Annotated in this window: 13 protein-coding genes and 1 tRNA gene; 11 read left to right on the forward strand and 3 right to left on the reverse strand. The window is 63.5% G+C overall.

Annotation, left to right across the window (positions count from 1 at the left end; translation table 11 throughout):
* Positions 1-97: 97 nt before the first annotated feature.
* The 3 genes from ASC92_RS05380 to ASC92_RS05390 form a co-directional block, all read right to left on the reverse strand.
* Entirely contained in the window at positions 98-754 is a 657-nt protein-coding gene (locus tag ASC92_RS05380; protein ID WP_056511280.1) for a TetR/AcrR family transcriptional regulator, read from the reverse strand.
* A 137-nt stretch (positions 755-891) separates the two neighbouring features.
* A complete protein-coding gene (locus ASC92_RS05385; RefSeq protein WP_056511283.1) occupies positions 892-1335 on the reverse strand; it encodes an SWIB/MDM2 domain-containing protein in 444 nt (147 codons plus the stop codon).
* 156 nt (positions 1336-1491) lie between these two features.
* The gene (locus tag ASC92_RS05390; RefSeq protein ID WP_056511286.1) at positions 1492-2415 is read right to left on the reverse strand and encodes a DMT family transporter; all 924 of its coding nucleotides are present in this window, start codon (positions 2413-2415) and stop codon (positions 1492-1494) included.
* Positions 2416-2456: 41 nt separating this feature from the next.
* Between ASC92_RS05390 and ASC92_RS05395 the strand changes: the two genes are divergently transcribed.
* The 11 genes from ASC92_RS05395 (at position 2457) to ASC92_RS05445 (ending at position 12779) form a co-directional block, all read left to right on the forward strand.
* The gene (locus ASC92_RS05395; protein WP_056511289.1) at positions 2457-2867 is read left to right on the forward strand and encodes a gamma-glutamylcyclotransferase; all 411 of its coding nucleotides are present in this window, start codon (positions 2457-2459) and stop codon (positions 2865-2867) included.
* 205 nt (positions 2868-3072) lie between these two features.
* Positions 3073-4404: an isocitrate lyase gene (gene aceA / locus ASC92_RS05400; protein ID WP_056511293.1), complete on the forward strand. Its 1332-nt coding sequence runs from the start codon at positions 3073-3075 to the stop codon at positions 4402-4404.
* 325 nt (positions 4405-4729) lie between these two features.
* The gene (gene thrS, locus ASC92_RS05405) at positions 4730-6637 is read left to right on the forward strand and encodes a threonine--tRNA ligase (protein WP_056511297.1); all 1908 of its coding nucleotides are present in this window, start codon (positions 4730-4732) and stop codon (positions 6635-6637) included.
* Positions 6638-6738: 101 nt separating this feature from the next.
* Positions 6739-7362 carry a translation initiation factor IF-3 gene (infC, locus tag ASC92_RS05410; RefSeq protein WP_082519464.1) on the forward strand — a complete coding sequence of 208 codons (624 nt, stop codon included), beginning with the start codon at positions 6739-6741 and terminating at the stop codon, positions 7360-7362.
* A gap of 154 nt (positions 7363-7516) precedes the next feature.
* The gene (rpmI, locus tag ASC92_RS05415; RefSeq protein WP_007832497.1) at positions 7517-7720 is read left to right on the forward strand and encodes a 50S ribosomal protein L35; all 204 of its coding nucleotides are present in this window, start codon (positions 7517-7519) and stop codon (positions 7718-7720) included.
* Positions 7721-7744: 24 nt separating this feature from the next.
* Positions 7745-8104: a 50S ribosomal protein L20 gene (rplT, locus tag ASC92_RS05420; protein ID WP_007832499.1), complete on the forward strand. Its 360-nt coding sequence runs from the start codon at positions 7745-7747 to the stop codon at positions 8102-8104.
* Positions 8105-8216: 112 nt separating this feature from the next.
* Entirely contained in the window at positions 8217-9293 is a 1077-nt protein-coding gene (gene pheS, locus ASC92_RS05425) for a phenylalanine--tRNA ligase subunit alpha (RefSeq protein ID WP_056511303.1), read from the forward strand.
* A 41-nt stretch (positions 9294-9334) separates the two neighbouring features.
* Positions 9335-11776 carry a phenylalanine--tRNA ligase subunit beta gene (pheT, locus tag ASC92_RS05430; protein WP_056511306.1) on the forward strand — a complete coding sequence of 814 codons (2442 nt, stop codon included), beginning with the start codon at positions 9335-9337 and terminating at the stop codon, positions 11774-11776.
* A 5-nt stretch (positions 11777-11781) separates the two neighbouring features.
* On the forward strand, positions 11782-12153 hold the full coding sequence (locus ASC92_RS05435) for an integration host factor subunit alpha (RefSeq protein ID WP_056511308.1): 372 nt from the start codon (positions 11782-11784) through the stop codon (positions 12151-12153).
* A 64-nt stretch (positions 12154-12217) separates the two neighbouring features.
* The gene (locus ASC92_RS05440; RefSeq protein WP_007832504.1) at positions 12218-12676 is read left to right on the forward strand and encodes a MerR family transcriptional regulator; all 459 of its coding nucleotides are present in this window, start codon (positions 12218-12220) and stop codon (positions 12674-12676) included.
* A 26-nt stretch (positions 12677-12702) separates the two neighbouring features.
* Positions 12703-12779: transfer RNA gene (locus ASC92_RS05445), tRNA-Pro, on the forward strand.
* Positions 12780-12931 lie beyond the last annotated feature (152 nt).

Below are 12931 nucleotides of genomic sequence, written 5' to 3' on the forward strand. Positions count from 1 at the left end.
ACCATTGAGTGAATTATTCATTGTAGAAACGGCTGCGCCGCAGCGTCAACGGCCGATGCCTAGTGAATACCCGGGGTGTGCGAAGGCGCGCTGAGGCTTAGTGCAGGACGTAGCCCAGCACGAGGTCGGTCATATGCGAGAGGCGTTGCGCCATCGCCTTGGGCGCACGCAGGTCGCGCCCGAAGATGGCCGACAGCGTATGGTTGTTCGAGAGGTAGAAGTAGCAGAGCGACGCGATGGAGATGTACAGCTGCACCGGGTCCACGCCCGAGCGAAACAGCTTGTCGCGGCGACCGCGCTCGAGCACGGTGTCGAGCAGCTGCACCAGCGGCGAGTTCATTTCCTGAATGCGTTCGGAGCGCTTCAGGTGCGCCGCGCAGTGCAGGTTCTCGCTGTTGAGCAGCGTGATGAACTCGGGGTGCTCGAGGTAGTAGTGCCAAGTGAACGACACCAGTTGGCGGATGGCCTCGACCGGCTCGATCTCGTCGAGGTGCAGGCGCTGCTCGGCCTCGCGGATGTCGGCGTAGGTGCGCTCCAGCACCGCGAGGAACAGATCGTCCTTGCTGCCGAAGTAGTAGTAGATGAGGCGCTTGTTCAGGCCTGCGCGCTCGGCGATGCTGTCCATGCGAGCACCGGCAAGGCCGCGCGCCGCGAACTCGTCGCGCGCCGACGCGAGGATGGCGAGCTGCGAACGGTCGGCGTCGCGCGAGCGGGGTTCGAGTGCCTGGGGTGAGGAATCCTTCGATGCCTTCATGGCGAGAATTTAACCAATTGGGGAATTAACGCAAGGCGTGCATCGCACAGGCGCATAGGAAGCTCGCCGCCGCAGGCGAAAAAAAAAGCCGGCATGAAGCCAGCTTTTTGATTCAGGAGCGCGAGGCCCCTGAGCGCTTACTTGACGTGCTTGCCGATCAGCGCGGCCAGCTCGAACATCGACACTTGCGGCTTGCCGAAGATTTCCTTCAGCTTGGCGTCGGCGTTGATGTTGCGCTTGTTGGCCTTGTCCTGAAGATTGTTCTTCTTGATGTAGTCCCACAGCTTGCTCACGACAGCGGTACGCGGCAGCGGCGTCGAGCCGACCACAGCGGCCAGTGCCGGGCTGGGGGTCAAGGCCTTCATGAACGCGGCGTTGGGCGTGCGCTTCTTGGCGGGAGCAGCCTTCTTTGCGGGAGCGGCCTTCTTGGCAGGAGCCTTCTTCGCCGGAGCAGCCTTCTTGGCAGGAGCCGCAGCCTTCTTGGCCGGTGCAGCCTTCTTCGCAGGAGCCGCCGCCTTCTTTGCGGGAGCGGCCTTCTTTGCCGGAGCTTTCTTGGCCGGAGCCTTCTTTGCAGTTGCCATGGTTGATTTCCTTTTTTGGTTGAACACTCACCAATGAAAAACTTGCGTCTCCAGTGGCATTGCGGATGCTAAATGAGAAAAAACGCGTTTCCAAGGGAAAAAGCGCTTTTTTCATTGGGAGTTGTTGTTTTTTTCAGAGGGGAGAAGCGTGCTTTTTCACGTTCCGCGTCCGGGCCACGTCGCGAGCACCACGCCCGCGAGCGCGATCACGAACGCAACCAGCTGTGGCGAAGAGAGGCTTTCACCCAGCACGAGCACGCCCACGAGGGCCGCGCTCACGGGCAGCATCACGGCGAAAACACCCGCCTGTGCGGCTGGTACGTGGCGAAGTCCGGTCATCCAGAGCCACACCGTCCAGATGCTCGCGGCGAGCGCATAGGCCACGAGCAGCGCCCAGGTGCCGAAGCGCACCGAGGTGAAGTCGAACTGCAGCGCGAACCAGATGCCGAAGGGCATCGAGAGCACGAAGCCCCAGAGATTGATGAGCGAGGCGATGCGCTTGGGCCCCAACCGTCCCGTGAGCGACTTGCCGATCACCGCATACGCCGTCTCGCACAGCACCGCGCAGAACACCAGCAGGTTGCCGAGCCAGGGCATGGGCGATTGCGTGGAGGCGGGCGATGCCGGCGCGTGCGCTGGCGACAACGCGAGCAGGCCGATGCCGAGCGCGGCGCAGCCGATGGCCAGGCCGATGCGCACGGTGATGCGCTCGCGCAGGAAGAGCCAGCTCGCGACGGCCACGCATGCGGGGATCGACGCCATGATCACGCCCGCGGACACCGCACTCGTCAGGCTCACGCCGAACAGCATGCAGATCGAGAACATGAAGTTGCCGAGGAAGGACTCGAGGAACACCAGCCAGCGCGTGCGCGCCGCCATCGGTGGCTCTTCGGTCGCGCGCTTGAGCCAATGCGGCATGGCCAGCGCGGCGATGCCGAAGCGCAGCCACGCGAGCAGCAGCACCGGAAAGGCCGCGACAAGAGGTTTGGAAAGGGCGACGTAGCCGCCCACGAGCGACATGCTCAAGGCCAGGCAGCCGTAGGCCACGAGGCGGCCTGATGCAGGGGTAGCGGAGTTCAATAGACTGAAGCCATGTAGTTGCGGAGAAAGCGATTTCGATAATGCCCCACGTTTTTGTCTACGGCACGCTGCGCCGCGGCGGGCGCAACGACATCGCGCGCTACCGGCCCGCGCCGGTATGGATCGGCGAGGCCAGCATCGCCGGCACGCTGTACGACCTGGGCGCCTATCCGGGCGTCGTGCTGGGTGGGACGCGGCGCGTGAGGGGCGAGGTCTACGTCGTCGAGCCCGCTGTCGAGGCGGCGCTCGATGTGCTCGAGGAGGTGGCCGCCGGCGGCTCGGGTGAGTACATCAAACGACGGGTGCGGGTGGAGGTTGGCGGACAGTGGTTCGATTGCCTGGCATACGAGATCCATCGAGCGCGCATCGCGGGCCGTCGTGTGATCGAAAGCGGCGACTGGATCGCACATGCGGCGCGCGGCGATACCTGGTTTTCACAACCGAAAGACTGATTGCGCATAGCGAAATCCACCGCTGTTGCGCCGCAATATTTTTTCTCAATATGAGAAAAATAATTTTGTATTGAGAAATATCTCTGTAAGTTGTTGATTTTGTTCGGTGAAAAATATGTCTTATATAAGACATAAGAGTCTGCGATTCGATTAAAGTAACTCCACGGCCGCAGCGCCAAACTTCAATCAACCTCACGGAGTGACCATGCCCCAGACCCTCACCGAACAACTGAGCCGCGAACAGCAGATCGCCGCCCTCGAAAAAGAATGGGCCACCGACCCCCGCTGGAAGGGTGTCAAGCGCGGCTACAGCGCGGCAGACGTCGTGCGCCTGCGCGGTTCGTTCCCCATCGAGCACACGCTGGCCAGGCGCGGTGCCGAGAAGCTCTGGGACAAGATCAACGGCGGCGCCAAGAAGGGCTACGTGAACGCGTTCGGCGCGATCTCCGCCGGCCAAGCGATGCAGCAGGCCAAGGCCGGCCTGGAAGCCGTGTACCTGTCGGGCTGGCAGGTCGCCGCCGACGGCAACACGTCGGAGACGATGTATCCCGACCAGTCGCTCTATGCGTACGACTCGGTGCCGACGATGGTCCGTCGCATCAACAACACTTTCCGCCGCGCGGACGAAATCCAGTGGGGCCGCGGCATCAACCCCGGCGACAAGGAATTCATCGACTATTTCCTGCCAATCGTTGCCGACGCGGAAGCCGGTTTTGGTGGCGTGCTCAACGCCTTCGAGCTCATGAAGAACATGATTGCCTCCGGCGCAGCCGGTGTGCATTTCGAGGACCAACTGGCCGCTGTGAAGAAGTGCGGCCACATGGGCGGCAAGGTGCTCGTGCCGACGCAGGAAGCCTGCGAGAAGCTGATCTCGGCACGCTTTGCCGCCGACGTCATGGGCGTGTCCACCATCGTGCTGGCCCGCACCGATGCGGAAGCCGCGAACCTGATCACCTCCGACCACGACGCCAACGACAAGCGCTTCCTGACCGGCGAGCGCACGCCTGAAGGCTTCTACCGCGTGAAGAACGGCCTGGAGCAGGCCATCAGCCGCGGCGTGGCCTACGCGCCCTATGCCGACCTGGTGTGGTGCGAAACCGGCGTGCCGGACATTGGCTTCGCCCGCGAATTCGCGCAGGCCGTGCACGCTGCCTGCCCCGGCAAGCTGCTGTCGTACAACTGCTCGCCTTCCTTCAACTGGAAGAAGAACCTCGACGACAAGCAGATCGCCTCGTTCCAGGAAGACCTGTCGGAGCTGGGCTACAAGTACCAGTTCATTACGCTGGCCGGCATCCATGTCAACTGGTTCAACACCTTCCAGTTCGCCCACGCCTACGCCCGCGGCGAAGGCATGAAGCACTACGTCAACATGGTGCAGGAACCCGAGTTCGCCGCGCGCGACAAGGGCTACACCTTCGTGTCGCACCAGCAGGAAGTGGGCGCGGGTTACTTCGACGACGTGACCACCGTGATCCAGGGCGGTTCGTCCAGCGTGAAGGCGCTGTCGGGTTCGACCGAGGAAGAGCAGTTCCACTGATCCGCGGACGCAGTTTTCGCTGTCACTCTCGAGCCCGGCCACGTGCCGGGCTTTTTTATGGGCAACCCGGCGAGGCGCCGGGGCTCCGCGCCGCTGCGGCCGCGGCTTGAACGGGCAGAAGTTAGAATCGCCGCCTCTGCACTCAACAAGAGCGAGAAAGGCACCTTGGTTATGACACCGCGAACTACTCCGCAAGGATTCAGCGGCTTTTTCTTCTTCGAAGGAAAAGGCCGGTAGCCCCGCGCTCGCTGGTTTCTGCCAGCTCTTCAACCAGGCAAAGCGCGGCATCCACCGCGCTTTTTTGTTTTTCTCCCGAGGTTTCCACATGATCCAGATCACGCTTCCCGACAACTCGCGCCGCGAGTTCCCCGGCCCGGTTTCGGTGGCCGAAGTCGCCCAGTCCATCGGCCCCGGGCTCGCCAAGATGACGGTGGCCGGCAAGATCGACGGCCGGCTCGTCGATGCCAGCGACGTCATCGACCACGACGCCAGGCTCCAGATCATCACGCCCAAGGACGACGAGGGCCTGGAAATCATCCGCCACTCGACGGCCCACCTGGTCGGCCATGCGGTGAAGCAGCTCTATCCGACGGCCAAGATGGTGATCGGGCCCGTGATCGACGAGGGCTTCTACTACGACATCTCGTACGAGCGCCCTTTCACGCCCGAGGACATGGCCGCCATCGAGGCGCGCATGCGCGAGCTGATCGCGCAGGACTACGACGTGGTCAAGAAGATGACGCCGCGCGCCGAGGTCATCGAGGTCTTCAAGTCACGCGGCGAGGACTACAAGCTGCGCCTCGTCGAGGACATGCCCGACGAGCAGGCCATGGGCCTCTACTACCACCAGGAATACGTCGACATGTGCCGCGGCCCGCACGTGCCGAACACGCGTTTCCTGAAAGTCTTCAAGCTCACGAAGCTGGCCGGTGCCTACTGGCGTGGCGACGCCAAGAACGAGCAGCTGCAGCGCATCTACGGCACGGCCTGGGCCGACAAGAAGCAGCTCGACCAGTACATCCAGCGCATCGAGGAAGCCGAGAAGCGCGACCACCGCAAGCTCGGCAAGGAACTCGACCTGTTCCACATCGACGAAGTGGCGCCGGGCGTGGTCTTCTGGCACCCCAAGGGCTGGGCCGTGTGGCAGCAGGTCGAGCAGTACATGCGCGGCATCTACCGCGACACGGGCTATTGGGAGGTGAAGGGGCCGCAGATTCTCGACAAGAGCCTGTGGGAGAAAACGGGCCACTGGCAGAACTACCGCGACAACATGTTCACGACGGAGTCGGAGAAGCGCGAGTACGCGTTGAAGCCGATGAACTGCCCGGGCCACGTGCTGATCTTCAAGAGCGACCTGCGCAGCTACCGCGACCTGCCGCTGCGCTACGGCGAGTTCGGCCAGTGCCACCGCAACGAACCCAGCGGCGCGCTGCACGGCATCATGCGCGTGCGCGGCTTCACGCAGGACGACGGCCACATCTTCTGCACGGAAGACCAGATCCTCGACGAGTGCATCGCGTACACGGAGCAGCTGCAGAAGGTCTACGCCGACTTCGGCTTCACGGACATCCTCTACAAGGTGGCTACGCGGCCCGACAACCGCGTGGGCTCCGACGAGCTGTGGGACAAGGCCGAGCACGCGGTGATGGAGGCGCTGCGCCGCTCGGGCGTCGACTTCATCATCTCGCCTGGCGACGGTGCCTTCTACGGCCCGAAGATCGAATACACGCTGAAGGACGCGCTGGGCCGCCAGTGGCAGTGCGGCACGATGCAGGTCGACTTCAACACGGCCGAGCGCCTGGGCGGCGAATACGTGACGGAATCGAGCGGCCGCGCGCACCCCGTGATGCTGCATCGCGCGATCGTCGGTAGCCTCGAGCGCTTCATCGGCATGCTGATCGAACACCATGCCGGCGCACTGCCCGCATGGCTCGCTCCGGTGCAGGTGGCGGTGCTCAACATCAGCGAAGGGCAGGCGGACTACGCTGCTTCAGTGGCGAAAACGCTGCAGAATCAAGGGCTTAGGGTCCAGCTGGATCTGCACAACGAGAAGATTACGTATAAAATACGGAAGCATTCGTTGCAAAAGCTCCCTTACATCCTCGTCGTGGGCGACAAGGAAAAGGAAGCAGGTGCCGTCGCAGTGCGCGCCCGGGGCAATCAAGACCTCGGAGCAATGTCCCTCGAATCGTTCGTGCAACGGCTCGTCCAGGATGTTGCCGACAAGCGTTGATTTGCCTCTGAAACACCCCATATGTTTCCCAGCCAGATCGTGCCGCTTGTCCGCGAGGACTGACCGGCGTTCGCTACAGATTTTGTAGCAATTTTTGAAGGATTCTGACCATCGCTACTGCATTTCGCGACCGCCGCCACCGCGAGGAACGCCAACACCGCCTGAACCGGGAAATCATGGCCCCGGAAGTCCGCCTTGTGGGCCCGGAAAACGAGCCATTGGGTGTTATGAGTCTCTCGGAGGCCTTGCGCCTTGCTGGCGAGGCCGATGTGGATCTGGTGGAGGTCGTCGCGGCGGCCAACCCGCCGGTATGTCGCCTGATCGAGTACGGCAAGTTCAAGTACCACGAGCAGAAGAAGGCGGCCGAGGCGAAGTCGAAGCAGAAGGTCATCGAGGTCAAGGAAATCAAGTTCCGGCCCGGTACCGACGATGGCGACTACAACATCAAGATGCGCAACATCAAGCGCTTTCTTGAGGACGGCGACAAATGCAAGATCACGCTGCGCTTCCGTGGCCGCGAGATCACGCACCAGGAGCTGGGCCTGGCATTGCTGCAGCGCATTCGCGACGAACTGGGCGACCTGATCATGGTCGAGCAGTTTCCGAAGCTCGAAGGCCGGCAGATGATCATGATGATCGCGCCGGGCCGCAAGAAGGCCGGCGGCGGGGCTCCCAAGCCGGCAGCAGACGCTGCGCCGGCAACGGCGCCGGCTGCAACCGCCTGAGGCGTTTGCAGCAGTCAGGGTTTTGAAGGGATTTCGCCGTTGCCGGCACTTCGCAAGAAGAGCGGGCAGGGGCGAGATAAAGAAGTGTCTCGGGGCCAACAAGTCCGTGGAGCATCCATGGCGCCTCACGAGCACAAACTAAAGGAGCATTCACATGCCCAAAATGAAGACCAAGAGCAGCGCGAAAAAACGTTTCCGCGTTCGTCCCGGTGGCACCGTCAAGCGCGGTCAAGCCTTCAAGCGTCACATCTTGACGAAGAAGACCACCAAGAACAAGCGTCACCTCCGTGGTGCAGTCGCAGTGCATGAAACCAACATGGTTTCTGTCGCCGCCATGCTGCCCGGCCGTGGCATTTAACTCAGACGAACAAGGAGTACACACATGCCTCGCGTCAAACGTGGTGTAACGGCTCGCGCCCGCCACAAGAAAGTTCTCGCACTCGCCAAGGGTTTCCGCGGTCGCCGCGGCAATGTCTTCCGCGTCGCCAAACAGGCGGTGATGAAGGCAGGCCAATACGCCTACCGTGACCGCCGTACCAAGAAGCGCGTGTTCCGTCAGCTGTGGATCGCGCGTATCAACGCCGCCTCGCGTGAACTGGGCCTGACCTACAGCCAGTTCGCCAACGGCATCCGCAAAGCCGGTATCGAGATCGACCGCAAGATGCTTGCGGACATCGCCGTGCACGACAAGGCCGCTTTTGCCGGCATCGTGGAGCAGGTCAAGGCCAAGCTGGCTGCTTGATTTTGCACAGCAGGTTGCCGTCTCCGGACGGCTTCTTGCGCCCACGGCTCAAGGGCTGGCGCTTGAAAAGGCTCCAGCTCTTTTTTATTTCCCCTCGAAGATTTTTGTTGCTATGAACGAGTTGGACTCCCTGGTCGACACCGCCCGCGCCGCTTTCGCCGAGGCGAAGACGCCCGCCGAGCTCGAAAACGCCAAGGCCCAGTTCCTCGGCAAGTCGGGCCGTATCACCGAGCTGATGAAGGGCATGGCCGCGCTGAGTGTCGAAGAGAAGAAGTCCCGCGGCGCCGCGATCAACGTGGGCAAGCAGGCCATCGAGGCCGCACTGACCGACCGCCGCCAGCAACTGGCCGATGAAGAACTCTCGCTGCAACTGCGCGCCGAAGCGCTCGACGTGAGCCTGCCCGGCCGTCGCCGCATTTCCGGCGGACTGCATCCTGTGAGCCGCACCCTGGAGCGCATCGAGGAGATCTTCTCGAGCATGGGGTTCGACGTGGCCGACGGCCCCGAGATCGAGAGCGACTGGCACAGCTTCACCTCGCTCAACAATCCGCCGAATCATCCTGCACGTTCGATGCAGGACACCTTCTACGTCGACCTGAATGGCGACGACGGCATTCCCTACAACCTGCGTCCGCACACCAGCCCGATGCAGGTTCGCTACGCGCATCAGCACATCAAGAAGTACGCGGCCGAATTCGCCGCTGCTGCAGCCGACACCACCGGCACCGTGAAGGCGCCCGAGATCCGCGTGATCGCGCCGGGCCGCACCTATCGCGTCGACAGCGACGCCACCCACTCGCCCATGTTCCACCAGTGCGAAGGCCTGTGGCTCGGCGAGAACGTGAGTTTCAAGGACCTGAAAGTCGTCTTCACCGACTTCTGCCGCACTTTCTTCGAGCGCGACGACCTCGTGCTGCGCTTCCGACCGAGCTTCTTCCCGTTCACCGAGCCGAGCGCCGAGATCGACATCCAGTTCGCGAGCGGTCCGCTGGCCGGTCGCTGGCTCGAGGTGGCAGGCTCGGGCCAGGTGCACCCGAACGTGGTGCGCAACATGGGGCTCGACCCCGAGCGCTACATCGGTTTTGCCTTCGGCATGGGCCCCGACCGGCTCACGATGCTGCGCTACGGCGTGAACGACTTGCGCCTCTTCTTCGACGGCGACCTGCGTTTTCTTTCGCAGTTCCAGTGAGCCCCCTCCATAGATAGAAAAACCAGATCGAGATCGAAGAGATGCAATTCCCGGAATCCTGGCTGCGCGAGTTCTGCAACCCGCCCATCGACAGTGCCGCACTGGCCGAAACGCTCACCATGGGCGGCTTCGAGGTCGAGGAGCGCCGACCGGTGGCGCCGCCTTTCACGCGCATCGTGGTTGGCGAGATCAAGGAAGCGGTGCAGCACCCGAACGCCGATCGCCTGCGCGTGTGCCAGGTCGACGCGGGGCAGGGCGCCTTGCTCAACATCGTGTGCGGTGCGCCGAATGCGCGCGTCGGCATCAAGGTGCCGTGTGCGCTGGTCGGCGCCGAACTGCCGCCGGGTGAAGACGGCAAGCCCTTCCTCATCAAGCTCGGCAAACTGCGCGGCGTCGAGAGCCAGGGCATGTTGTGCTCGGCGCGCGAACTGAAGCTCGGCGAAGACCACGGCGGCCTGCTCGAACTCGACGCCAATGCGCCCATCGGCGCCGACGTGCGCGACGTGCTCAAGCTCGACGACGCGCTGCTCACGCTCAAGCTCACGCCCAACCTGGCGCATGGCCTCAGCGTGTATGGCGTGGCACGCGAGCTCGCCGCGCTCACGGGTGCGCCGCTCAAGACCCCGGCCATCGCAGCGGTGGCCACGTCGTTCTCCGACGTGCTGCCAGTCAAGGTCGAGGCGCCTGAGCTGTGCGGCCGCTTCTCGGGCCGCATCGTGCGCGGCGTGAACACCAAGGTCGCCACGCCGGCGTGGATGGTCGAGCGCCTGGCGCGTTGCGGCCAGCGCAGCGTGACGCCGCTGGTCGACATCTCGAACTACGTGATGTTCGAATACGGCCAGCCCAGCCACATCTTCGACCTCGACAAGATCCACGGCGGCCTCACGGTGCGCTGGGGCAAGGCAGGCGAACAGCTCAAGCTGCTCAATGGCAGCACCATCACCGTCGACGACAAGGTCGGCGTGATCGCCGATGACCGCGAAGTCGAATCGCTCGCCGGCATCATGGGCGGCGACGCCACGTCGGTCTCCGACGACACGCGCAACATCTACGTCGAGGCCGCGTTCTGGTGGCCCGAGGCCGTGCAGGGTCGTTCGCGACGCTTCAACTTCTCGACCGATGCGGGCCACCGCTACGAGCGTGGTGTCGATCCGAGCCGCACGGTGCAGATCATCGAGCGCATCACGCAACTGATCATTGAGATCTGCGGCGGCGAAGCCGGCAGGATGGACGACCAGACGCTGCGCGTGCCCGAGGCCGTGCCCGTCACGCTGCGCGTCGCGCGCGCCTCGCGCGTGATCGGCATGCCGCTGACGCAGGCGCAATGCGCCGATGCGCTGAGCCGCCTCGGCTTCGCGATTGCGGAGGGCGAGGGCACGCTGACCGTGACCCCGCCGCCGCACCGCTTCGACCTGTTGATCGAAGAAGACCTGATCGAAGAAGTTGCGCGCCTGATCGGCTTCAACAATCTGCCGACCGTCGCGCCGCTTGCGCCCATCACCGCGCGCGTGCGGCCCGAGGCGCAGCGCAGCCGCTTCGCGGTGCGCCGCAGCATCGCGGCGCTCGGCTACCAGGAAACGATCAACTTCAGTTTCGTCGAAGCACATTGGGAGCAGGACCTCGCTGGCAATGCCAACCCGGTCAAGCTGCTGAACCCCATCGCCAGCCAGATGAGCGTGATGCGTTCGTCGCTGCTCGGCTCGCTGCTGCAGGTGCTCAAGTTCAACCTCGACCGCAAGGCACCGCGCGTGCGCGTGTTCGAACTCGGCCGCGTGTTCATGCGCGACGACAGCGTCGTCACCACCGACAGCACCGTGCGCGGCGTGAATCAACCGATGCGCGTGGCGGGCCTCGCCTGGGGCGATGCCGACGAGGCGCGCTGGGACGGCAAGCCGAACCGCGTCGACTTCTACGACGTCAAGGGCGACGTCGAGGCGCTGCTTGCACCGCTCGTGCCGGTCTTCGAAGTGGCTGAGCATCCTGCGCTGCACCCGGGCCGTTCGGCGCGCGTGCTGGTCGATGGCAAGGCCATCGGCTTCGTTGGTGAACTGCATCCGCGCTGGCGCCAGAAGTGGGACTTCGCCCAGGCACCGGTGCTGTTCGAACTCGACCTCGACGCCGTCACTGCACGCCCCGTGCCGGTTGCGCAGCCCGTGCCGAAGCACCAGGCCGTGGAGCGCGACCTCGCCGTGGTCGTGGCCGAAGCCGTCACGCACGACGCGCTGGTGCAAGCCATTCGCACGGCAACGGCCGCACAGGGCCTGCTGCGCGACGTGACGCTGTTCGATATCTATCGTCCGCAGCCATTGCGCGATGGGGTCGTGGCCGCGCCCGGTGCATTGGCGCAAGGCGAGAAGAGCATGGCGGTTCGCCTGACTTTCCAGAACGACGGCGCCACCCTGACGGACGAGCAGGTCGAACCTGCAGTCCGCGCAATCGTCGAACAATTGGGCGCCACGCTCGGCGGCCGCTTGAGGGGATGACGGGAATGAACGCTGCGGAATTCACGCTCGAGGCTCTCGAAACGCCCGCGCTCACCAAGGCGCATCTGGCCGACCTGCTGTTCGAGCAGATCGGCCTGAACAAGCGTGAGTCCAAGGACATGGTCGAGGCGTTCTTCGAGCTCGTTGCCAACAGCCTCATCGAAGGCACGGACGTGAAGATCTCCGGTTTCGGCAACTTCCAGATCCGCGTGAAGGCACCCCGTCCGGGCCGCAATCCGCGCACCGGCGAGGCGATTCCGATCGGCGAGCGCCGCGTGGCCACGTTCCACGCGAGCGCCAAGCTCAAGGAACAGATTCACGGAAGCATCGACCCAAACGGCGCAGCCGAAGTCGAGTGGAGCCTGGGCGCCGAATAGTGCTTGGTGCTGCGCGCCCGGGTGGAGTAATCTCTAAGGTTTCCCGCGCACAGTCTTGATTTCAATGGAGAAAACGCTCCCACCGATTCCCGTCAAACGCTACTTCACCATCGGTGAGGTCGGCGAATTGTGCGGCGTCAAGCCGCACGTGCTTCGCTATTGGGAGCAGGAGTTCACGCAGCTGCGGCCCATGAAGCGGCGCGGCAACCGCCGCTACTACCAGCACCACGAGGTGCTCATGATCCGCCGCATCCGCGATCTGCTCTACGACCAGGGCTTCACGATCAGCGGTGCGCGCAACAAGCTGCAGGAACTCGTGCAGGGCGAGCGCGACCGCCGCAAGGCAGGAGAGGTGCCGCTCGAAGGCGTGGAGGCCATCGAGATCGATCAGGAAGAATTCGACGCTGCGGTGGTGCAGGAGTCCGCTGCACCCGCTGCTGCGCAGACGGTCGACCTGTCGCAGTTGTTGCACCTGCGGCGCGAACTCTTTGAAATTCGTGAGCTGCTGACCATCGGACGCTGAATTTCAACCGCTATAATTGAGAGCTTCGGTGTGTGGCGCAGCCTGGTAGCGCACTTGCATGGGGTGCAAGGGGTCGAAGGTTCGAATCCTTTCACACCGACCAACAAAACGTCCAAGGGCGTCCGGTTTCATCCACCGGACGCCCTTTTTCATTGGGGAACTGGGCGAATAGCATCCGGAGGCATACACTGAAATCCGGTGACTGCCAGCGCCAAGTGGGGGTACAGAAGGGGGTACAAACCTCCTGAACCCCCA

The sequence above is a fragment of the Variovorax sp. Root411 genome, from assembly GCF_001425205.1.
Lineage (GTDB): Bacteria > Pseudomonadota > Gammaproteobacteria > Burkholderiales > Burkholderiaceae_C > Variovorax.

What these genes read in the sequence shown, in the direction of transcription:
- ASC92_RS05395 (WP_056511289.1), top strand. Translation starts at nt 2,457, where the DNA reads ATGCCCCACGTTTTTGTCTACGGCACGCTGCGCCGCGGCGGGCGCAAC.
- ASC92_RS05435 (WP_056511308.1), top strand. Translation starts at nt 11,782, where the DNA reads ATGAACGCTGCGGAATTCACGCTCGAGGCTCTCGAAACGCCCGCGCTC.
- rplT (WP_007832499.1), top strand. Translation starts at nt 7,745, where the DNA reads ATGCCTCGCGTCAAACGTGGTGTAACGGCTCGCGCCCGCCACAAGAAA.
- aceA (WP_056511293.1), top strand. Translation starts at nt 3,073, where the DNA reads ATGCCCCAGACCCTCACCGAACAACTGAGCCGCGAACAGCAGATCGCC.
- pheS (WP_056511303.1), top strand. Translation starts at nt 8,217, where the DNA reads ATGAACGAGTTGGACTCCCTGGTCGACACCGCCCGCGCCGCTTTCGCC.
- pheT (WP_056511306.1), top strand. Translation starts at nt 9,335, where the DNA reads ATGCAATTCCCGGAATCCTGGCTGCGCGAGTTCTGCAACCCGCCCATC.
- thrS (WP_056511297.1), top strand. Translation starts at nt 4,730, where the DNA reads ATGATCCAGATCACGCTTCCCGACAACTCGCGCCGCGAGTTCCCCGGC.
- ASC92_RS05440 (WP_007832504.1), top strand. Translation starts at nt 12,218, where the DNA reads ATGGAGAAAACGCTCCCACCGATTCCCGTCAAACGCTACTTCACCATC.
- rpmI (WP_007832497.1), top strand. Translation starts at nt 7,517, where the DNA reads ATGCCCAAAATGAAGACCAAGAGCAGCGCGAAAAAACGTTTCCGCGTT.
- ASC92_RS05380 (WP_056511280.1), bottom strand. Translation starts at nt 754, where the DNA reads ATGAAGGCATCGAAGGATTCCTCACCCCAGGCACTCGAACCCCGCTCG.
- ASC92_RS05385 (WP_056511283.1), bottom strand. Translation starts at nt 1,335, where the DNA reads ATGGCAACTGCAAAGAAGGCTCCGGCCAAGAAAGCTCCGGCAAAGAAG.